The sequence below is a fragment of the Intestinirhabdus alba genome, assembly GCF_009711095.1.
Taxonomy (GTDB): domain Bacteria; phylum Pseudomonadota; class Gammaproteobacteria; order Enterobacterales; family Enterobacteriaceae; genus Intestinirhabdus; species Intestinirhabdus alba.
The window spans coordinates 25,124-44,714 of record NZ_WMJZ01000016.1 but is presented as its reverse complement, the minus strand read 5'-3'; the positions used below and the strand labels follow the sequence as shown (position 1 = coordinate 44,714).

The following is a 19,591-nucleotide window of genomic DNA, read 5'->3' as shown; positions in this document are numbered from 1 at the left end:
ATGATGTATCGCTTCAGAATCTGGCTACTGGCAACCCTTATCCTGCTAAGCGCGCAGGCGGGGGCGGCCAGCCTTTCCGATATTCAGGTTTCCAACGGTGAGCGGCAGGCGCGCATTACCCTCAGCTTTACTGGCGATCCGGAGTATGCGTTTTCTCAGCTGGGAAAACGCACCGTGGCGCTGGATATCCAACAGACCGGGGTGATTCAGGGGCTGCCGCTGCTGTTCAGCGGTAACAACCTGGTGAAGTCGATCCGCGCCGGTAGGCCGGGAGATACCCGGTTCCTGCGGCTGATCGTCGATCTTACCGAAAACGGCAGAGCCGGGGCGGTGAAGCGCCAGAGTAACGGCATTTATACCGTGATTTTTACCCTCAGCGCCGATGCGCCTCCGCCGCCTCCGGCGGTGGTGAAGCGCGTGGAGACGCCGCGTCCGGCGCAGCCCGCCCGAAACCCGTTTAAACGAGATAACGAGCGCAGCACCGGCGTCATCAGCAGCGCGACATCCTCCCGGCCCGCAGCGCGAGCCGTCGGCGGGAGCGGCGATAAGGTGACGATCGCCATTGACGCCGGGCATGGCGGTCAGGACCCCGGAGCCATCGGGCCGGGCGGCATGCGGGAAAAAAATATTACCCTTGCGGTGGCGCGGAAGCTGCGCGCGTTGCTCAACGACGATCCCATGTTTAAAGGGGTATTAACCCGCGACGGCGACTACTTTATCTCGGTACTGGGGCGTTCCGACGTGGCGCGGAAGCAGAATGCGAACTTCCTTGTGTCGATTCACGCCGACGCCGCGCCGAACCGCGAAGCCACCGGCGCTTCCGTCTGGGTGCTCTCCAATCGCCGCGCTAACAGCGAAATGGCCAACTGGCTGGAGCAGCATGAAAAGCAGTCCGAGCTGCTGGGCGGGGCGGGCGACGTGCTGGCTAACAGCCAGGCCGATCCTTACCTGAGCCAGGCGGTGCTCGATTTGCAGTTCGGTCATTCTCAGCGCGTAGGGTATGATGTGGCAACGAAGGTATTAGGCCAGCTGCAGCGTATCGGTTCGCTGCACAAGCGCCGTCCGGAGCACGCCAGCCTTGGCGTACTTCGCTCGCCGGATATCCCTTCGGTGTTGGTGGAAACCGGTTTCATCAGCAATAGCGGAGAAGAACGTCTGCTGGCCAGCGAGGAGTATCAGCAGCAGCTGGCGGAAGCGATTTACCAGGGGTTACGCGATTATTTTCGCGCCCATCCCATGCAGTCTGCGCCGCAGAATGTGCCGGCGCAAACCGCCCGCGTTGCGTCGCCGGGCGAGTTGTTAATTGATTAAGGAGCAGGCATGCCGATTCAGGTTCTACCGCCACAGCTGGCGAACCAGATTGCCGCCGGAGAGGTGGTCGAACGACCTGCGTCGGTGGTTAAGGAGCTGGTGGAAAACAGTCTTGATGCCGGTGCGACACGTATCGATATTGATATTGAGCGCGGCGGTGCCAGGCTGATTCGGATCCGCGACAACGGCTGCGGAATTAAAAAAGACGAGCTGGCCCTGGCTCTGGCGCGCCATGCGACCAGCAAAATCGCCTCGCTTGACGATCTGGAGGCGATTGTCAGCCTCGGCTTTCGCGGCGAAGCGCTGGCGAGCATCAGCTCCGTTTCCCGTCTGACCCTCACTTCCCGCACCGAGGCGCAGCAGGAGGCCTGGCAGGCCTATGCTGAGGGGCGGGATATGGACGTGACGGTAAAGCCGGCGGCGCATCCGGTGGGCACCACCATCGAGGTGCTGGACCTGTTTTACAACACGCCGGCGCGGCGCAAATTTATGCGCACTGAGAAAACCGAATTTAATCATATTGATGAAGTGGTGCGCCGCATTGCGCTGGCGCGTTTTGACGTCACGCTCAACCTGTCGCACAACGGTAAGATGATGCGTCAGTATCGCGCGGTGGCGCAGGGCGGACAGAAAGAGCGTCGGCTGGGCGCTATCTGTGGAGCACCCTTTCTCGGGCAGGCGCTGGCCATTGAGTGGCAGCACGGCGATCTGCGCCTGAGCGGCTGGGTGGCCGATCCCCGACATACCAACGCTTCGCTGGCGGAGATCCAGTACAGCTATGTTAACGGCCGCATGATGCGCGACCGGCTGATTAATCACGCCATCCGTCAGGCCTGTGAGGACAAGCTGGGGGCCGATCGCCAGCCGGCGTTTGTCCTCTATCTGGAAATTGATCCACACCAGGTGGACGTCAACGTGCATCCCGCGAAGCACGAGGTCCGTTTTCATCAGTCGCGGCTGGTGCATGATTTCATTTATCAGGGGGTGTTGAGCGTGCTGCAACAGCAGACGGCACCAGAGCTGCCCCTGAACGATGACGGGACGGTACAGCTTCCGGAAAACCGCGTGGCGGCCGGGGGTAACCATTTCGCCACACCCGCCGCGGCGCAGGAGCCGCTGGCACCGCGCTACGCCGCCTCTTCCGCCTCTGCAGGCGGTGGCGGACGCCCGGCGGCGGCCTGGCCACACGCGCAGCCGGGCTACCAGAAACAGCAGGGCGAGGTTTATCGACGGCTGTTGCAAACGCCCGCCCCGGAGCCAAAAACCACCGCACCGCCTTCCGCCGCGCCGCAGCCTGCGTCTCCGGCGCTGGCCGGGCAGGAGCAGGGCTTCGGCCGGGTGCTGACTATTGTTGGCAGCGACTGCGCGCTGCTGGAGTGCGGCGAGCGGATCCAGCTGCTGGCGCTGCCGGTGGCCGAACGCTGGCTGCGCCAGACCCAGCTTACGCCGGGCCGTGAGCCAATCTGTGCCCAGCCGCTGCTGATTCCTTTACGCCTGAAGATTGTCGCCGATGAAAAGGCGGCCCTTCAGCAGTCGCAGCCCCTGCTGGCGGAGCTGGGTATCGAATTCGAGCTGGATACCCAGCACGTAACCGTTCGTGCGGTGCCTTTACCCTTACGCCAACAAAATTTACAAATCTTGATTCCTGAACTGATAGGCTACCTGACGCAGCGTTCGGCGCAGGAGGCGGGTGACGTCGCACAGTGGATCGCGCGCGGTCTGGCCAGTGAACATACCCAGTGGACCATGGCCCAGGCCATTGGCCTGCTGGCCGACGTTGAGCGGCTCTGTCCGCAGCTTGTGAAAGCGCCGCCGGGTGGTTTATTGCAACCTGTTGATTTACTTTCGGCGATGAACGCCCTGAAACATGAGTGACGTAAGCAAGGCGAGCCTGCCTAAGGCGATTTTCTTAATGGGGCCGACGGCCTCGGGTAAAACGGCATTAGCCATTGAATTGCGTAAAGTTTTGCCGGTAGAGTTGATAAGCGTTGATTCTGCCCTTATTTATCGGGAAATGAATATCGGTACGGCGAAACCGAGCGCGGCAGAGCTAAAGGCCGCTCCGCATCGGCTGCTGGATATTCGCGATCCGGCGCAGGCGTACTCGGCGGCGGATTTTCGTCGCGACGCGCTGGCGGAGATGGCGGAGATCGCCGCAGCGGGGCGTATTCCGCTGCTGGTGGGCGGTACGATGTTGTATTTCAAGGCGCTGCTTGAGGGGCTTTCGCCGCTGCCGTCGGCAGATCCGCAGGTCAGAGCCAAAATAGAACGTCAGGCGGCAGAGCAGGGGTGGGACGCGCTGCACCGGCAGCTGCAGGAGATCGATCCGGCTGCGGCTGCGCGTATTCACCCAAACGATCCGCAAAGACTTTCCCGGGCACTGGAAGTTTTTTTCATTTCGGGTAAAACTTTAACGGAACTGACGCAAACGTCAGGAGACGCTCTGCCGTATCAGGTGCATCAGTTCGCCATCGCCCCGGCGAGCCGTGAACTGCTCCATCAGCGAATTGAGCAGCGTTTTCATCAGATGTTGGCTTCAGGTTTTGAAGCAGAAGTCCGGGCGCTCTTTGCCCGAGGAGATTTGCATACGGACTTGCCTTCCATTCGTTGTGTCGGATACCGCCAGATGTGGGCATACCTCGAAGGCGACATTACATACGATGAAATGGTTTATAGAGGTGTTTGCGCCACGAGACAGTTGGCGAAGCGCCAGATAACCTGGCTACGCGGTTGGGAAGGGGTTCGCTGGCTTGACAGCGAAAAGCCCGACCAGGCGCGAAGCGAAGTATTACAGGTTGTTGGTGCTATCGCAGACTGAATGTGTACAATTGAGGCGTATCGTGCGCAATTTTTTAGAATCGAAAGGTTCAATACGCAGAATCTTTCAGGTTGCATCAAGGCGGCCTGAGGGATGAAACGTATTAAGTACATATAAGCATATAAGGAAAAGAGAGAATGGCTAAGGGGCAATCTTTACAAGATCCGTTCCTGAACGCACTGCGTCGGGAGCGTGTTCCGGTTTCTATTTATTTGGTGAATGGTATTAAGCTGCAAGGTCAAATCGAGTCTTTCGATCAGTTCGTGATCCTGTTAAAAAACACGGTCAGCCAGATGGTTTATAAGCACGCGATTTCAACTGTTGTCCCGTCTCGCCCGGTTTCTCATCACAGCAACAACGCTGGCGGCGGCAGTAATTATCATCACGGCAACAATGCGCAGAGTTCTACCGCGCAGCAGGACAGCGAAGAGACTGAATAAGACTATTAGCTGTTTTTACATCCGGGGAGCCAGGCGTTCTGCGTTCCCCGTAGATCTAAGTTGAGGGTTTACGCTTGTTTGACCGTTATGATGCTGGTGAGCAGGCGGTACTGGTACACATCTATTTTTCGCAAGACAAAGATATGGAAGATCTCCAGGAGTTTGAGTCTCTGGTCTCTTCCGCCGGTGTCGAAGCAATGCAGGTGATTACCGGTAGCCGTAAAGCACCGCACCCGAAGTATTTTGTAGGTGAAGGTAAAGCAGTTGAAATAGCGGAAGCCGTAAAAGCGACTAATGCCGCGGTCGTGCTTTTCGATCACGCGTTGAGCCCGGCTCAGGAGCGTAATCTGGAGCGCTTGTGCGAGTGTCGCGTCATCGATCGCACGGGCCTTATCTTAGACATTTTTGCTCAGCGTGCGCGTACCCATGAGGGTAAGCTGCAGGTTGAGCTGGCGCAGCTGCGTCACCTGGCCACACGTCTGGTCCGTGGCTGGACCCACCTGGAAAGACAGAAAGGCGGGATTGGTTTGCGCGGTCCGGGTGAAACCCAGCTCGAAACCGACCGCCGTTTACTGCGTAATCGCATTGTGCAGATACAGTCGCGCCTGGAGAAAGTTGAAAAGCAACGTGAGCAGGGGCGGCAGTCGCGTATCAAAGCGGATGTGCCGACCGTGTCGCTGGTGGGCTATACCAACGCCGGTAAATCCACCCTTTTTAATCAGATAACCGAAGCCCGGGTTTATGCCGCAGACCAGCTGTTTGCGACCCTGGACCCGACGCTGCGGCGGATCGACGTGGCGGACGTCGGAGAAACGGTGCTGGCGGATACCGTAGGATTTATTCGCCATCTGCCCCATGACCTGGTGGCGGCCTTTAAAGCCACGCTGCAGGAAACGCGACAGGCCACGCTGCTGCTGCACGTTGTGGATGCGGCGGACGTACGGATGCAGGAAAACATCGAGGCGGTGGATACGGTGCTTGAAGAGATCGACGCTCACGAGATCCCGACCCTGCTGGTGATGAATAAAATCGATATGCTGGAGGACTTTGCGCCGCGTATCGATCGTGATGAAGAGAACAGGCCCATCCGCGTCTGGCTTTCTGCCCAGGCGGGGATTGGCATACCACAGCTTTTTCAGGCTTTGACGGAGCGTCTCTCCGGCGAGGTGGCGCAGCATACGCTGCGCCTGCCGCCGCAGGAGGGGCGACTGAGAAGCCGTTTTTATCAGCTTCAGGCAATAGAAAAAGAGTGGATGGAGGAGGACGGCAGCATCGGTTTGCAGGTTCGTCTGCCGATCGTCGACTGGCGTCGCCTCTGTAAACAAGAACCAGCCCTGGTGGACTACGTTGTCTGACCGGGAGGAAAGGCCTGGAGATATTTTGCCTAATATCCTGCGCGTTGTGGAGTATGGGATGAAAGCGCCTGAGCGATTTTATCCGCGGTCCAGAGCACAAAGGGTATATCACCGCATAACCAATATGGAGCACAAACATGGCGTGGAATCAGCCCGGTAATAACGGACAGGACCGCGACCCGTGGGGAAGCAGCAAACCTGGCGGCAACTCTGAGGGAAATGGACACAAAGGGGGGCGCGAGCAGGGGCCACCCGATCTTGACGATATCTTCCGCAAATTGAGTAAAAAGCTCGGCGGCCTGGGCGGCGGTAAAGGTACCGGTTCAGGTGGCGGTTCATCCCAGGGGCCGCGTCCGCAGCTGGGAGGTCGCGTGGTGACCATCGCCGTTGCGGCGATCGTCATTATCTGGGCGGCCAGCGGCTTTTATACCATAAAAGAAGCCGAGCGCGGTGTGGTGACACGCTTTGGCAAGTTCAGCCATCTGGTTGAGCCGGGCCTGAACTGGAAGCCAACGTTTATTGACGAAGTGCGGCCGGTGAACGTGGAGGCGGTGCGCGAGCTGGCGGCCTCCGGCGTGATGCTGACCTCTGATGAAAACGTGGTGCGCGTTGAGATGAACGTGCAGTACCGGGTTACCGATCCACAGCGCTACCTGTTCAGCGTGACCAGCCCCGACGACAGCCTGCGCCAGGCGACCGACAGCGCCCTGCGCGGGGTGATCGGCAAGTACACCATGGACCGCATTCTGACCGAAGGTCGTACCGTTATTCGTAGCGATACCCAGCGTGAGCTGGAGGAAACCATCCGCCCATACAACATGGGTATTACTCTGCTGGACGTCAACTTCCAGGCGGCGCGACCGCCGGAAGAGGTGAAGGCCGCGTTTGATGATGCTATCGCCGCGCGCGAGAACGAGCAGCAGTACATCCGTGAAGCGGAAGCCTACGCCAACGAGGTGCAGCCGCGCGCCAACGGCCGGGCGCAGCGTATCCTCGAAGAGGCGCGTGCTTACAGAACGCAAACCATCCTGGAAGCGCAGGGTGAGGTGGCGCGCTTCGCGAAGATCCTGCCAGAGTATAAGGCTGCGCCGGAGATTACCCGCGAGCGCCTGTATATCGAGACGATGGAAAAAGTGTTGAGCCATACCCGTAAGGTGCTGGTCAATGACAAAGGCGGTAACCTGATGGTGCTGCCCCTCGATCAAATGCTGAAGGGCGGCAACGCGCCGGCGGCGAAAGGCGACGGCGGGGCCAGCGATCTGCTGCGTCTGCCGCCGTCATCATCATCCAGCGCCAGCGGGACAAGCAAGACGTCGTCCACCAGCCAGGGCGACATTATGGACCAACGCCGCGCAAACGCGCAGCGTAACGACTACCAGCGTCAGGGGGAATAACGATGCGTAAGTCAGTTATCGCGATTATCATCATCGTGCTGGTAGTGCTGTACACTTCCATTTTTGTGGTTAAGGAAGGCGAGCGCGGGATTAAGTTCCAGTTCAACAGCGTCGTGCGTGATAGCGATAAGAAGCCGTTGATCTATGCGCCGGGCCTGCACTTTAAGGTTCCTTTTATTCAGTCGGTGAAAATGCTCGATGCGCGTATTCAGACGATGGATAATCAGGCCGATCGCTTTGTAACCAAAGAGAAGAAAGACCTGATCGTCGACTCCTACATCAAGTGGCGCATCAGCGACTTTAGTCGCTACTTCCTGGCAACGGGCGGCGGCGATGTTTCTCAGGCGGAAGTCCTGCTGAAGCGCAAGTTCTCTGACCGTTTACGCTCTGAGATCGGTCGTCTCGACGTGAAGGATATCGTAACCGATTCCCGCGGACGTCTGACGCTGGAGGTGCGTGATGCGCTGAACTCCGGCTCTGCCGGTACGGAAGACGAGGTCGCGACCCCGGCGGCGGATAACGCCATCGCCGAGGCCGCCGAGCGCGTGACCGCCGAAACCAACGGTAAGGTGCAGGCGATCAACCCGAACAGTATGGCGGCGTTAGGCATCGAGGTGGTGGACGTGCGGATCAAGCAGATCAACCTGCCGGCGGAGGTGTCTGAAGCCATCTACAACCGTATGCGCGCGGAACGTGAAGCGGTTGCCCGTCGTCACCGTTCACAGGGCCAGGAAGAAGCGGAAAAACTGCGCGCGACCGCCGACTATGAGGTGACTAAAACGCTGGCGGAAGCCGAGCGTCAGGGGCGCATCATGCGCGGTGAAGGGGATGCCGAAGCGGCGAAGCTGTTTGCCGATACCTTCAGCCAGGATCCCGACTTCTACGCCTTTATCCGCAGCCTGCGCGCCTACGAAAAGAGCTTTGAAGGCAATCAGGACGTGATGGTGCTCAGCCCGGACAACGATTTCTTCCGTTATATGAAGACGCCGAAAGCGGCTACACGTTAAGCTCAACGTTTTAGAATGACTAAACCACCGGTATCTTGAGGGATACGGTGGTTTTCTTTTTATAAGGACACCTGATGAACGCTGTAATCTGGCTGACGCTTGCTCTGTTTTTGGTGCTGGAAGGGCTGGGGCCGCTGCTTTATCCGCAGGCCTGGAAGAGAATGCTCCTCGTGATAACGCAGCTGCCCGACAATACTTTGCGCCGCTTTGGTGGTGGACTTGTGGTTGCCGGCGTTGTGGTCTACTACATGTTGAGGAAAACGATTGGCTGATGAAAAATTAGCCAGAGTTAGGGCAAATTGGCCGGTAAAAAGTGCTGTATCTCTGAAAAAGCGGTGGTAGAATCCATTTTTAAGCAAACGGTGATTTTGAAAAATGGGTAACAACGTCGTCGTACTGGGCACCCAATGGGGTGACGAAGGTAAAGGAAAGATCGTCGATCTTCTGACTGAACGGGCTAAATATGTTGTACGCTATCAGGGCGGTCACAACGCGGGCCATACTCTCGTAATCAACGGTGAAAAAACCGTCCTCCATCTTATTCCATCAGGCATTCTTCGTGAAAACGTCACCAGCATCATCGGCAACGGTGTCGTGCTGTCTCCGGCTGCGCTGATGACGGAAATGAAAGCGCTGGAGGATCGCGGTATCCCTGTCCGTGAGCGCCTGCTGCTCTCTGAAGCCTGCCCGCTGATCCTGGACTATCACGTAGCGCTGGATAACGCCCGCGAAAAAGCGCGCGGCGCGAAGGCGATTGGCACCACCGGACGCGGTATCGGTCCGGCCTATGAAGATAAAGTTGCGCGTCGCGGCCTGCGCGTAGGCGATCTGTTCGACAAAGCAACCTTCGCTGAAAAACTGAAAGAAGTGATGGAATATCACAACTTCCAGCTGGTGAACTTCTATAAAGTGGACGCCGTCGACTACCAGAAGGTGCTGGATGACGTGATGGCCATCGCCGATGTCCTGACCGCGATGGTGGTGGACGTCTCCGATCTGCTGGATCAGGCGCGCAAGCGTGGCGATTTCGTCATGTTTGAAGGCGCGCAGGGTACGCTGCTGGATATCGACCACGGCACCTATCCGTACGTCACCTCCTCTAACACCACCGCGGGCGGCGTGGCGACGGGTTCCGGCCTGGGGCCGCGCTATGTGGACTACGTGCTCGGCATCATTAAAGCCTACTCCACGCGCGTTGGCGCAGGTCCGTTCCCGACGGAGCTGTTTGACGAAACCGGCGATTTCCTTTGCAAGCAGGGTAACGAATACGGTGCCACTACCGGCCGCCGCCGTCGTACCGGCTGGCTGGATACCGTCGCCGTGCGCCGTGCGGTGCAGCTCAACTCTCTGTCCGGCTTCTGTATGACCAAACTGGACGTGCTGGACGGCCTCAAAGAGGTGAAAATCTGCGTAGCCTACCGTATGCCGGACGGTCGTGAAGTGACCACCACTCCGCTGGCCGCGAACAGCTGGGAAGGTATCGAGCCGATTTACGAAACCCTGCCCGGCTGGAGTGAATCCACCTTCGGCGTGAAAGAGCGCAGCGGCCTGCCCCAGGCGGCGCTGAACTATATCAAGCGCATTGAAGAAGTGACCGGCGTGCCGATTGATATCATCTCTACCGGCCCGGATCGTACTGAAACCATGATTCTGCGCGACCCGTTTGACGCATAATTGATGGCGATGCCCGATAATGCTACTATTGTCGGGCATTTGATTGTTATCGCGTAGTGTCCTCGCTTTTTTCCTTCCGGAACTGAAATAAATTAGCGACCTTGCTGGTGGCTGGTTTATCATCAATGTAAATCAATTTTCCCGTTTTTCTCCCCTTTCCTGAGGTTGATGTGCAGTTAACGAGTTTTACCGATTACGGATTAAGAGCGCTTATCTATATGGCATCGCTACCGGATGGCCACATGACCAATATTTCCGAAGTTACCGAGGTCTATGGCGTGTCGCGTAATCATATGGTCAAAATAATCAATCAGCTTAGCCGGGCGGGCTACGTGACTGCTTTCCGGGGGAAAAACGGTGGTATCCGCCTGGGTAAGCCGGCGGAAGCTATTTGTATCGGCGACGTGGTGCGCGAGCTTGAGCCTTTGTCGCTGGTGAACTGCAGCAGCGAATTTTGCCACATCACCCCGGCCTGTCGACTAAAACAGGCGCTGTCGAGCGCTGTGCAAAGTTTTCTCAGGGAGCTGGATAACTACACGCTCGCCGATTTGGTTGTAGAAAACCAACCGCTTTATAAATTATTGCTGGTGGATGAATGTAACCCGAAGATTTTCACGCCGCAGCGCGACAACAGCTGAACGATAAATTTGTTAACAGCAGATTTACTCCTCGCAAAGCGACGGCCGGGCTTATGGAAGCGCCTGGTCGTTCGGCAAACGACGGAGCGGCGGCGTGAAAGGTCAGGGCATCGCCATCAGAGATGACAACGGAGGAACCGATATGTCACAAGATCCTTTTCAGGAACGCGAAGCAGAAAAGTACGCGAATCCTATTCCGAGTCGGGAATTTATTCTCGAACATTTAACTAAACGTGAAAAACCGGTCAGCCGCGACGAGCTGGCCGTTGAGCTGAACATAACAGGCGAAGAGCAGCAGGAAGCGCTGCGCCGCCGCCTGCGGGCGATGGAGCGCGACGGGCAGCTGGTCTTTACCCGCCGCCAGTGCTACGCGCTGCCGGAGCGGCTCGATCTCCTGAAGGGGATCGTTATTGGCCACCGAGACGGCTACGGCTTTCTGCGCGTTGAAGGGCGTAAAGACGATCTCTACCTCTCCAGCGAGCAGATGAAAACCTGCATTCATGGCGATCAGGTGCTGGCACAGCCGCTGGGTGCCGATCGCAAAGGCCGTCGCGAAGCGCGCATTGTGCGCGTACTGGTGCCCAAAACCAGCCAGATTGTCGGCCGCTACTTTACCGAGGCCGGCGTTGGCTTCGTGGTGCCGGACGACAGCCGCCTGAGCTTTGACATCCTGATCCCGCCGGAAGAGATTATGGGCGCGCGGATGGGCTTTGTGGTGGTGGTAGAGCTGACCCAGCGCCCGACCCGCCGCACCAGGGCGGTCGGAAAAATTGTCGAAGTGCTGGGCGACAACATGGGCACCGGCATGGCGGTTGATATGGCGCTCCGCACCCATGAAATCCCCTATATCTGGCCGCAGGCCGTTGAGCAGCAGGTCGCCGGGATGAAGGAAGAGGTGCCGGAAGAGGCGAAAGCGGGCCGCGTGGATCTGCGCGCCCTGCCGCTGGTGACTATCGACGGCGAAGACGCCCGCGACTTTGACGACGCGGTCTACTGCGAGAAGAAGCGCGGCGGCGGCTGGCGACTGTGGGTGGCCATCGCCGACGTCAGCTACTATGTACGCCCGCCTGAGCCGCTGGATCGCGAGGCGCGCAACCGCGGCACCTCCGTCTACTTCCCGTCGCAGGTAGTGCCGATGCTGCCGGAAGTGCTCTCAAACGGCCTCTGCTCGCTAAACCCGCAGGTCGACAGGCTATGTATGGTCTGTGAAATGACCGTCTCCGCCAAAGGGCGGCTGACGGGATATCGGTTTTATGAAGCGGTGATGAGCTCCCATGCGCGGCTGACCTATAACAAGGTCTGGCATATTCTGCAGGGCGACAGGGATCTGCGCGAGCAGTACGCGCCGCTGGTTAAGCACCTTGAAGAGCTGCACAACCTCTATAAAGTGCTGGAAAACGCCCGCGAAGAGCGCGGCGGCATCTCCTTTGAAAGCGAAGAGGCGAAGTTTATCTTTAACGCTGAGCGCCGCATTGAGCGCATTGAGCAGGCTCAGCGTAACGATGCCCATAAGCTGATTGAAGAGTGCATGATCCTGGCGAACATCTCGGCGGCGCGCTTCGTGGAGAAGGCGAAAGAGCCGGCGCTGTTCCGCATCCACGATAAACCGACCACCGAAGCGATCGCCTCCTTCCGCTCCGTGCTGGCGGAGCTGGGGCTGGAGCTGCCGGGCGGCAATAAGCCGGAGCCGCGCGACTACGCGGAGCTACTGGAGGCGGTTGCCGATCGGCCCGACGCCGAGATGCTGCAAACCATGCTGCTGCGCTCGATGAAGCAGGCGATTTACGATCCGGAAAACCGCGGCCACTTCGGCCTGGCGCTGCACTCCTATGCCCACTTTACGTCACCGATCCGCCGCTATCCGGATCTGACGCTGCATCGCGCGATTAAATATCTGCTGGCGAAGGAGCAGGGCCATAAAGGCAACGCCACGGAGACCGGCGGCTATCACTATTCGATGGAAGAGATGCTGCAGCTGGGCCAGCAGTGCTCAATGGCCGAACGCCGCGCCGATGAAGCCACGCGCGATGTGTCCGACTGGCTGAAGTGCGACTTTATGCTGGACCAGGTGGGCAACGTCTTCAAGGGCGTCATTGCCAGCGTCACTGGTTTTGGCTTCTTTGTTCGCCTGAGCGAGCTGTTCATTGATGGCCTGGTGCACGTCTCCTCGCTGGATAATGACTACTACCGTTTTGACCAGGTCGGGCAGCGCCTGACCGGCGAGTCCAGCGGCCAGGTCTACCGCCTGGGCGACCGGGTGGAAGTGCGCGTCGAGGCGGTGAATATGGACGAGCGCAAAATCGACTTCAGCCTGATTTCCAGCGAACGTGCGCCGCGCAACGTGGGTAAAACCGCGCGCGAGAAGGCGAAAAAGGGCGACGCGGGGAAAAAGGGCGGCCGTCGCCGGCAGGTCGGCAAGAAGGTGAACTTCGAGCCGGACAGTGCCTTCCGCGACGAGAAGAAACCGAAACCCGCCGGCGCAAAGGCCGGAAAAAACGGCGAAAAGAAAGCGAAAAAGCCGTCGGCAAAAACGCTGAAAATCGCCGCCGCCACCAAAGCAAAGCGCGCGGCGAAGAAAAACGGCGCAAAATAGCGGCCACACGCGATACGCCGGGCGGCGCGCCGCCGTCCGGCCTGATTAATGATTAACGAGTACATCCATGAGTGAAATGATTTACGGCATCCACGCGGTGCAGGCTCTGCTGGAGCGCGCGCCTGAACGTTTTCAGGACGTTTATATTCTCAAGGGGCGTGAAGACAAACGTCTGCTGCCGCTGATCCACGCGCTGGAGGCGCAGGGCGTGGTTATTCAGCTGGCGAGCCGCCAGTTTTTAGACGAGAAAAGCGAGGGTGCGGTACATCAGGGCATTATCGCCCGCGTGAAGCCGGGGCGTCAGTATCAGGAGAACGATCTGCCGGATCTGATCGCAACGCTGGATCGGCCGTTCCTGCTGATCCTTGACGGTGTTACCGATCCGCATAATCTGGGAGCCTGCCTGCGCAGCGCCGACGCCGCCGGCGTTCACGCGGTGATCGTGCCGAAGGATCGCTCCGCACAGCTCAACGCCACGGCGAAAAAGGTCGCCTGCGGGGCCGCCGAGAGCGTGCCGCTGATCCGCGTCACCAACCTGGCGCGCACCATGCGTATGCTGCGGGAGGAGAATATCTGGATCGTGGGCACCGCGGGGGAAGCGGACCATACGCTCTATCAGAGTAAAATGACCGGTCCGATGGCGCTGGTGATGGGCGCGGAAGGCGAAGGTATGCGCCGCCTGACCCGGGAGCACTGCGATGAGCTGATTAGTATCCCGATGGCTGGCAGCGTTTCGTCGCTTAATGTCTCCGTCGCCACGGGGATTTGCCTGTTTGAGGCCGTGCGCCAGAGAGGTTAACGCGGCGCTGAATAAACCTTCCTTCCAGGGAGGGTTTATTTTCACCGGCCTGCGGATATCCCCTGGCCGGCATAACGTTGCCGCCCCCGCGTTTCCCTGGCCGGCTGCCCGAAGAAGAGGCCAGCCGCGCGCACATTCTGCTTTTGTGATCTTCCTCCGCCGCCGGCGGCGCGGCGGTGACCATACTTATCGTCACCGCCACGCCGAAGGAAAACGCCATGACATGGCAAACCCATACCGTCTTCAACCAGCCGACGCCGCTCAACCACGGCAATCTGTATCTTTCTGATGCCGCCCTCTGCGAGGCGGTAGTGCGTGAAGGCGCTGGCTGGGACAGCGGGCTGCTGGCCAGCATTGGTCAACGGCTCGGCGACGCCGGATCGCTGGAGCTGGGCAGACTGGCCAACGCCCATCCTCCGGAGCTGCTGCGCTACGATGCGCAGGGGCAGCGGCTTGACGACGTTCGCTTCCACCCGGCCTGGCACCAGCTGATGCAGGGGCTGTTCGCTAACCGGGTGCATAATCTGCCCTGGGAGACCACGGCGCGGGACGGCTCGTTCGTTGCGCGGGCGGCGCGTTTCGTTCTGCATGCGCAGGTGGAAGCCGGCTCTCTGTGTCCGGTGACGATGACCTTTGCCGCCACGCCGCTGCTGCTGAAGATGCTTCCCGCCCCTTTTCTGGACTGGCTGACGCCGCTGCGCGGCGACCGCTATGACTCGCGCCTGCTTTCGGGCGGGCAAAAGCGCGGTTTGCTGATCGGCATGGGCATGACGGAAAAGCAGGGGGGATCCGATGTGTTCAGTAATACCACCCGCGCGGAGCGGCTGGAGGAGGGCGTTTACCGGCTGGTGGGGCACAAATGGTTTTTTTCCGTCCCGCAAAGCGACGCGCATCTGGTGCTGGCGCAGGCGGCGGGCGGCCTTTCCTGTTTCTTTGTGCCGCGCCTTCTCCCGGATGGTCAGCGCAACGCCGTCCGCCTTGAGCGGCTGAAGGACAAGCTGGGAAACCGTTCTAACGCCAGCGCGGAGGCTGAGTTTCCCGGCGCTATTGGCTGGCTGCTGGGCGAGGAGGGGGAGGGCGTGCGTCATATCCTGCAGATGGGCGGGATGACGCGCTTTGACTGTGCGTTAGGCAGCCACGGCATGATGCGCCGCGCCTTTTCCATTGCGCTTTATCATGCCCACCGGCGACAGGCATTCGGCAAGCCGCTGGTGGAGCAGCCGATGATGCGCCAGACATTAAGCCGCATGGCGCTACAGCTTGAGGGGCAAACGGCGCTGCTCTTTCGACTGGCGCGAGCCTGGGAGCGTCAGCACCAGCCCCAGGAGGCGCTGTGGGCGCGTCTGTTTACCCCGGTGGCGAAGTTTGGCGTGTGTAAAAGCGGGATGCCGTTTGTCGCTGAGGCGATGGAGACGCTCGGCGGCATCGGCTACTGTGAAGAGAGCGAGCTGCCGCGGCTGTACCGTGAAATGCCGGTAAACAGCATCTGGGAAGGCTCCGGTAATATTATGTGTCTTGACGTGCTGCGGGTGCTGGGCAGGCAGCCCGGCGCGCGTGCGCTGCTCTGCGAGACGTTTGCGCAGGTAAAAGGACAAAACCGCCGGTTCGATCGCGCGGTCAGCCAGCTGCAGCGGTGGCTGCGTAAGCCTGAAGAAGCGCAGGGGCGGGAGATAACCGGGCTGCTGTATCGGCTCGCCTGCGGGGAGCAAATGCTGCGTTACGCCTCCCCGCCGGTGGCGCAGGCATGGTGTCAGATGATGCCGGGCGAGCGCGGTGATGCGCCTCTTGACGGGCAGGTGCAAAGTGCGCTGCTGCAGAGGGCGGCGGGGGAGGTCTGATAACCTGTTATCCGGCGGCGACGTCCGGGCTGGCGTCATGCTGGTGCGCGGCTACCGGCCGGTGAGGTCAGGCGTGTGTCTCGTCTGATAAGGCGTGGGGTTGCCGGAAAGCGCGCTTCAGAGGGGTATTTTCTGGGCCGTGCCCGGTCTTGCCGGGTTGGCTCAGGCATAAATAATGGCCTGGGCGGACCAGTTTCCCGGCTGCTGCCCTTCGTACATCTCAATAATGCGATACCATGAAGCGCCCTGCTCATCCGCTTTTAGCGCTACGATGCGCTCCACATCATCCGGATCGCCAGAAATATTGTTGACCGAGATCAGCCCGATTTCATTCAGGCCGGTCACGCAGTCGGCGCTGGCAAACTCGGCAGATTGTGCCGTAGCGCTTGCCAGCCCGGTCGATGGCAGCTGTGGCGATGTGGCAAGAGGTGGTTCCATTGTTCGCTCCTTTAATTCAGTCCCTGGGGTCTGCAGGGCATTCCGTCGCTGGGTATAAACCTCCACTCTATCCGCTGTCGGTTTATATCCGTCATACTTCAGGCACGTATGGGCGTTAGCCTTTGATTACTCGTCTCATCCATGAAATTCGGGCCGCCGCCGCGCGGCCTTTTGTTCCGCAACCCTAATTATTCAGGGTATAAAGCGCTCAGGCGAACGTATAAAAGCGCAACGCGCGGTAAAACAGAACGCTATTGACGATACAGAATCGCCTGTGCATACCACTGGCCTGTTACGATGGTTTCATCCACCATAACAATAACGTAATAATCAGCCTGTGCGGCAGCGGCTTTGGCCCGGATTTCAGCCACCGCATCATCCGGAGAACCCCGAACCAGCGCGGTGACGCTGCCCATTCGCTGTAGTCCCTGCGTCCGATCGCGACGAATTTCCTGTGGCCGATCGGCTGCCGCCGGCGGGGGCTGTGGTGTCCCCTGAAGCACGCTACAGCCGCTGATAAGCGCGGCAAGCAGTACGGAGGCAAGCAGACGCATAGCGCTTTCTCGTTTCCTGTTTCCTGGTAGCCGTTATTGTAATACCTCATTAAATATTCTTTGGATGAATGTTCGTAAAATGTTATGCCTCACGCGATTTTCGAATGAAAATATCGCGAAAGCGTAATCCAGCTCTCAACATTATGAATTACGGCTAAAGCCAACCGCCTGCGCTGTTTCGTATGCCGTGGCTTGCCGGAAAAAAGGGGCGTTAGTTATGACGGAAATTGAAACACGTAAGCTTGCGGATCGCGATGTCCTCCATGCTTTTCCTTCGGGGAAGGGGAGCACGCCGCTCCCCTGCCTCGTCTTCTACCATGGTTTCACCTCCTCCGCGCTGGTCTACAGCTATTTTGCCGTTGCGCTGGCGCAGGCGGGGTTTCGGGTCATTATGCCGGATGCGCCCGATCACGGCGCGCGTTTTACCGGCGACGCGCCGGGGCGGATGGGCCGGTTCTGGCAGATACTGCTGCAGAATATGCAGGAATTTGCCGGACTGCGCAGGGCCATCGAGGCGGAAAACTGGCTGTCGGAGGGGCGGCTTGCGGTTGGCGGTGCCTCGATGGGCGGAATGACGGCGCTGGGGATCATGGCACGCCATCAGGACGTTAAGTGCGTCGCCAGCCTGATGGGTTCAGGTTACTTCACCCGGCTTGCCCGTACGTTGTTCCCGCCGCTGGAGCCGGATACGCCCGTCCGGCAGGCGGAATTTGCCCGCATCATTGCTCCGCTGGCCGACTGGGAGGTGACGCATCGGCTGCCGCAGCTGGCCGGCAGGCCGCTGCTGCTCTGGCACGGTGAGGAGGATGACGTTGTACCCGCCGTGGAAACTTCCCGCCTGCAGCAGGCGCTGGGGCAGGCGGGGCTGGATCAGCATCTTACCTGCGTGTGGGAGGCGGGGGTTCGCCATCGCATCACGCCGGAGGCGCTGGCGACCACAATCGGCTTTTTTCGCCAGCATCTTTAACAATGCGATACCGCGTCTTCGGAGGCGCGCGGCCGGCCGTGCCGGAAGGGCGCAGATACGATGAATCACTATGGCGGTCCGGTGCGCAAGAACGGCGGCCTGACAAATAATCAGACAATCGCCTTGAGTTTAGCGGCCGCCGCCAGTATTATGATGCGTCATTTTTCAGCCGACCTTTAACACGTTCCTTGCCTCCCCGGGCCTCGGCTGACCCAGACAGGAGGCTGAATAATCCGTAAGGAGCAATTCGATGCGTCATTACGAAATCGTTTTTATGGTCCATCCTGACCAGAGCGAACAGGTTCCGGGCATGATCGAGCGCTACACCGGTGCAATCACTGGTGCAGAAGGTAAGATCCACCGTCTGGAAGACTGGGGCCGCCGTCAGCTGGCTTATCCGATCAACAAACTGCACAAAGCGCACTACGTTCTGATGAACGTTGAAGCGCCGCAGGAAGCGATCGATGAGCTGGAAACTAACTTCCGCTTCAACGATGCCGTTATCCGCAGCATGGTTATGCGTACTAAGCACGCCGTTACCGAAGCCTCTCCGATGGTTAAAGCGAAAGACGAGCGCCGTGAGCGTCGCGAAGATTTCGCCAATGAAACCGCTGAAGATGCTGAAGCTGGGGATTCTGAAGAGTAATCCTGATGACCAACCGTCTGGCGTTGTCCGGCACCGTGTGCAGGATGCCCCTTCGTAAGGTCAGTCCGTCAGGAATTCCTCACTGCCAGTTCGTGCTTGAGCATCGTTCGGTGCAGGAGGAAGCCGGTTTTCACCGGCAGGCATGGTGTCAGATGCCCGTGATTGTCAGCGGACACCAGAACCAGGCCATTACTCACAGTATAACGGTCGGTAGCCGCATAACCGTTCAGGGATTCATCTCCTGCCATAAGGCAAAGAATGGCCTGAGCAAAATGGTTCTGCATGCCGAGCAGATTGAATTGATAGATTCTGGAGACTAGCCAAATGGCACGTTATTTCCGTCGTCGCAAGTTCTGCCGTTTCACCGCGGAAGGCGTTCAAGAGATCGACTATAAAGATATCGCTACGCTGAAAAACTACATCACCGAAAGCGGTAAGATTGTCCCGAGCCGTATCACCGGTACCCGTGCAAAATACCAGCGTCAGCTGGCTCGCGCTATCAAGCGCGCGCGCTACCTGTCCCTGCTGCCGTACACTGATCGTCATCAGTAATCGGTCACGGTCCATTAATACGACTTTGAGAGGATAAGGTAATGCAAGTTATTCTGCTTGATAAAGTAGCAAACCTGGGTAGCCTGGGCGATCAGGTTAACGTTAAAGCGGGCTATGCCCGTAACTTCCTGGTACCGCAGGGTAAAGCTGTTCCTGCTACTAAGAAAAACGTTGAATATTTCGAAGCGCGCCGCGCTGAACTGGAAGCTAAACTGGCTGACGTTCTGACCGCAGCAGAAGCCCGCGCCGAGAAAATCAACGCCCTGGAAACCGTTACCATCGCGTCTAAAGCAGGCGACGAAGGTAAACTGTTCGGTTCCATCGGTACTCGCGACATCGCTGACGCCGTTTCTGCGGCTGGCGTTGAAGTGGCTAAGAGCGAAGTTCGTCTGCCGAACGGCGTTCTGCGCACTACCGGCGAACACGAAGTGAACTTCCAGGTTCACAGCGAAGTCTTCGCTAAAGTTATCATCAACGTGGTTGCTGAGTAATCGACTCCACGCTGTGATAGCGTCAAAACGCCGGCCTCGCGCCGGCGTTTTGCTTTTCCGTACCGCTAAATCTTTT

Annotated in this window: 20 protein-coding genes; 18 read left to right on the top strand and 2 right to left on the bottom strand. The window is 58.8% G+C overall.

The window, feature by feature from the left end:
• The 13 genes from amiB to GJV78_RS12505 all read left to right on the top strand — a co-directional run bounded on the left by amiB (nucleotide 1) and on the right by GJV78_RS12505 (nucleotide 15,867).
• A complete protein-coding gene (amiB, locus tag GJV78_RS12565; RefSeq protein ID WP_155108683.1) occupies nucleotides 1-1,311 on the top strand; it encodes an N-acetylmuramoyl-L-alanine amidase AmiB in 1,311 nt (436 codons plus the stop codon).
• Between the two features lie 9 nt (nucleotides 1,312-1,320).
• Nucleotides 1,321-3,186, top strand: a complete 1,866-nt coding sequence (gene mutL / locus GJV78_RS12560) for a DNA mismatch repair endonuclease MutL (protein ID WP_155108682.1) — start codon at nucleotides 1,321-1,323, stop codon at nucleotides 3,184-3,186.
• Nucleotides 3,179-4,129, top strand: coding sequence for a tRNA (adenosine(37)-N6)-dimethylallyltransferase MiaA (gene miaA / locus GJV78_RS12555; protein ID WP_155108681.1), 951 nt, complete (start codon nucleotides 3,179-3,181; stop codon nucleotides 4,127-4,129). Before mutL ends, miaA begins: the two co-directional genes overlap by 8 nt.
• A gap of 137 nt (nucleotides 4,130-4,266) precedes the next feature.
• Nucleotides 4,267-4,569, top strand: coding sequence for an RNA chaperone Hfq (gene hfq / locus GJV78_RS12550; protein WP_155108680.1), 303 nt, complete (start codon nucleotides 4,267-4,269; stop codon nucleotides 4,567-4,569).
• 74 nt (nucleotides 4,570-4,643) lie between these two features.
• On the top strand, nucleotides 4,644-5,924 hold the full coding sequence (hflX, locus tag GJV78_RS12545; RefSeq protein ID WP_155108679.1) for a ribosome rescue GTPase HflX: 1,281 nt from the start codon (nucleotides 4,644-4,646) through the stop codon (nucleotides 5,922-5,924).
• A 137-nt stretch (nucleotides 5,925-6,061) separates the two neighbouring features.
• Nucleotides 6,062-7,318 carry an FtsH protease activity modulator HflK gene (gene hflK, locus GJV78_RS12540; RefSeq protein WP_155108678.1) on the top strand — a complete coding sequence of 419 codons (1,257 nt, stop codon included), beginning with the start codon at nucleotides 6,062-6,064 and terminating at the stop codon, nucleotides 7,316-7,318.
• Nucleotides 7,319-7,320: 2 nt separating this feature from the next.
• Nucleotides 7,321-8,325, top strand: coding sequence for a protease modulator HflC (hflC, locus tag GJV78_RS12535; protein ID WP_155108677.1), 1,005 nt, complete (start codon nucleotides 7,321-7,323; stop codon nucleotides 8,323-8,325).
• Nucleotides 8,326-8,399: 74 nt separating this feature from the next.
• Nucleotides 8,400-8,597 carry a DUF2065 domain-containing protein gene (locus GJV78_RS12530; protein ID WP_155108676.1) on the top strand — a complete coding sequence of 66 codons (198 nt, stop codon included), beginning with the start codon at nucleotides 8,400-8,402 and terminating at the stop codon, nucleotides 8,595-8,597.
• Nucleotides 8,598-8,700: 103 nt separating this feature from the next.
• Nucleotides 8,701-9,999, top strand: coding sequence for an adenylosuccinate synthase (purA, locus tag GJV78_RS12525; RefSeq protein ID WP_155108675.1), 1,299 nt, complete (start codon nucleotides 8,701-8,703; stop codon nucleotides 9,997-9,999).
• A 170-nt stretch (nucleotides 10,000-10,169) separates the two neighbouring features.
• A complete protein-coding gene (gene nsrR / locus GJV78_RS12520) occupies nucleotides 10,170-10,637 on the top strand; it encodes a nitric oxide-sensing transcriptional repressor NsrR (RefSeq protein WP_167519540.1) in 468 nt (155 codons plus the stop codon).
• Nucleotides 10,638-10,779: 142 nt separating this feature from the next.
• A complete protein-coding gene (gene rnr, locus GJV78_RS12515; RefSeq protein WP_155108674.1) occupies nucleotides 10,780-13,230 on the top strand; it encodes a ribonuclease R in 2,451 nt (816 codons plus the stop codon).
• 67 nt (nucleotides 13,231-13,297) lie between these two features.
• Nucleotides 13,298-14,029, top strand: a complete 732-nt coding sequence (rlmB, locus tag GJV78_RS12510) for a 23S rRNA (guanosine(2251)-2'-O)-methyltransferase RlmB (RefSeq protein ID WP_155108673.1) — start codon at nucleotides 13,298-13,300, stop codon at nucleotides 14,027-14,029.
• A gap of 218 nt (nucleotides 14,030-14,247) precedes the next feature.
• Nucleotides 14,248-15,867, top strand: coding sequence for an isovaleryl-CoA dehydrogenase (locus tag GJV78_RS12505; protein WP_155108744.1), 1,620 nt, complete (start codon nucleotides 14,248-14,250; stop codon nucleotides 15,865-15,867).
• 162 nt (nucleotides 15,868-16,029) lie between these two features.
• Here the strand turns inward: GJV78_RS12505 and yjfN are convergent, their stop codons facing one another.
• The gene (gene yjfN, locus GJV78_RS12500; RefSeq protein ID WP_155108672.1) at nucleotides 16,030-16,305 is read right to left on the bottom strand and encodes a DUF1471 family protease activator YjfN; all 276 of its coding nucleotides are present in this window, start codon (nucleotides 16,303-16,305) and stop codon (nucleotides 16,030-16,032) included.
• A gap of 251 nt (nucleotides 16,306-16,556) precedes the next feature.
• Nucleotides 16,557-16,859: a biofilm peroxide resistance protein BsmA gene (gene bsmA, locus GJV78_RS12495; protein WP_155108671.1), complete on the bottom strand. Its 303-nt coding sequence runs from the start codon at nucleotides 16,857-16,859 to the stop codon at nucleotides 16,557-16,559.
• A 217-nt stretch (nucleotides 16,860-17,076) separates the two neighbouring features.
• Between bsmA and yjfP the strand changes: the two genes are divergently transcribed.
• The 5 genes from yjfP (at nucleotide 17,077) to rplI (ending at nucleotide 19,515) form a co-directional block, all read left to right on the top strand.
• Nucleotides 17,077-17,826: an esterase gene (yjfP, locus tag GJV78_RS12490; RefSeq protein ID WP_155108670.1), complete on the top strand. Its 750-nt coding sequence runs from the start codon at nucleotides 17,077-17,079 to the stop codon at nucleotides 17,824-17,826.
• A 250-nt stretch (nucleotides 17,827-18,076) separates the two neighbouring features.
• Entirely contained in the window at nucleotides 18,077-18,472 is a 396-nt protein-coding gene (gene rpsF, locus GJV78_RS12485; protein ID WP_155108669.1) for a 30S ribosomal protein S6, read from the top strand.
• A 5-nt stretch (nucleotides 18,473-18,477) separates the two neighbouring features.
• A complete protein-coding gene (gene priB / locus GJV78_RS12480) occupies nucleotides 18,478-18,792 on the top strand; it encodes a primosomal replication protein N (RefSeq protein WP_155108668.1) in 315 nt (104 codons plus the stop codon).
• A 4-nt stretch (nucleotides 18,793-18,796) separates the two neighbouring features.
• The gene (rpsR, locus tag GJV78_RS12475; RefSeq protein ID WP_000135199.1) at nucleotides 18,797-19,024 is read left to right on the top strand and encodes a 30S ribosomal protein S18; all 228 of its coding nucleotides are present in this window, start codon (nucleotides 18,797-18,799) and stop codon (nucleotides 19,022-19,024) included.
• Nucleotides 19,025-19,065: 41 nt separating this feature from the next.
• Nucleotides 19,066-19,515: a 50S ribosomal protein L9 gene (gene rplI, locus GJV78_RS12470; protein ID WP_155108667.1), complete on the top strand. Its 450-nt coding sequence runs from the start codon at nucleotides 19,066-19,068 to the stop codon at nucleotides 19,513-19,515.
• Nucleotides 19,516-19,591: the final 76 nt, after the last annotated feature.

What these genes read in the sequence shown, in the direction of transcription:
- amiB (WP_155108683.1), top strand. Translation starts at nt 1, where the DNA reads ATGATGTATCGCTTCAGAATCTGGCTACTGGCAACCCTTATCCTGCTA.
- mutL (WP_155108682.1), top strand. Translation starts at nt 1,321, where the DNA reads ATGCCGATTCAGGTTCTACCGCCACAGCTGGCGAACCAGATTGCCGCC.
- miaA (WP_155108681.1), top strand. Translation starts at nt 3,179, where the DNA reads ATGAGTGACGTAAGCAAGGCGAGCCTGCCTAAGGCGATTTTCTTAATG.
- hfq (WP_155108680.1), top strand. Translation starts at nt 4,267, where the DNA reads ATGGCTAAGGGGCAATCTTTACAAGATCCGTTCCTGAACGCACTGCGT.
- hflK (WP_155108678.1), top strand. Translation starts at nt 6,062, where the DNA reads ATGGCGTGGAATCAGCCCGGTAATAACGGACAGGACCGCGACCCGTGG.
- hflC (WP_155108677.1), top strand. Translation starts at nt 7,321, where the DNA reads ATGCGTAAGTCAGTTATCGCGATTATCATCATCGTGCTGGTAGTGCTG.
- GJV78_RS12530 (WP_155108676.1), top strand. Translation starts at nt 8,400, where the DNA reads ATGAACGCTGTAATCTGGCTGACGCTTGCTCTGTTTTTGGTGCTGGAA.
- purA (WP_155108675.1), top strand. Translation starts at nt 8,701, where the DNA reads ATGGGTAACAACGTCGTCGTACTGGGCACCCAATGGGGTGACGAAGGT.
- rnr (WP_155108674.1), top strand. Translation starts at nt 10,780, where the DNA reads ATGTCACAAGATCCTTTTCAGGAACGCGAAGCAGAAAAGTACGCGAAT.
- rlmB (WP_155108673.1), top strand. Translation starts at nt 13,298, where the DNA reads ATGAGTGAAATGATTTACGGCATCCACGCGGTGCAGGCTCTGCTGGAG.
- GJV78_RS12505 (WP_155108744.1), top strand. Translation starts at nt 14,248, where the DNA reads ATGACATGGCAAACCCATACCGTCTTCAACCAGCCGACGCCGCTCAAC.
- yjfN (WP_155108672.1), bottom strand. Translation starts at nt 16,305, where the DNA reads ATGGAACCACCTCTTGCCACATCGCCACAGCTGCCATCGACCGGGCTG.
- bsmA (WP_155108671.1), bottom strand. Translation starts at nt 16,859, where the DNA reads ATGCGTCTGCTTGCCTCCGTACTGCTTGCCGCGCTTATCAGCGGCTGT.
- yjfP (WP_155108670.1), top strand. Translation starts at nt 17,077, where the DNA reads ATGACGGAAATTGAAACACGTAAGCTTGCGGATCGCGATGTCCTCCAT.
- rpsF (WP_155108669.1), top strand. Translation starts at nt 18,077, where the DNA reads ATGCGTCATTACGAAATCGTTTTTATGGTCCATCCTGACCAGAGCGAA.
- priB (WP_155108668.1), top strand. Translation starts at nt 18,478, where the DNA reads ATGACCAACCGTCTGGCGTTGTCCGGCACCGTGTGCAGGATGCCCCTT.
- rpsR (WP_000135199.1), top strand. Translation starts at nt 18,797, where the DNA reads ATGGCACGTTATTTCCGTCGTCGCAAGTTCTGCCGTTTCACCGCGGAA.
- rplI (WP_155108667.1), top strand. Translation starts at nt 19,066, where the DNA reads ATGCAAGTTATTCTGCTTGATAAAGTAGCAAACCTGGGTAGCCTGGGC.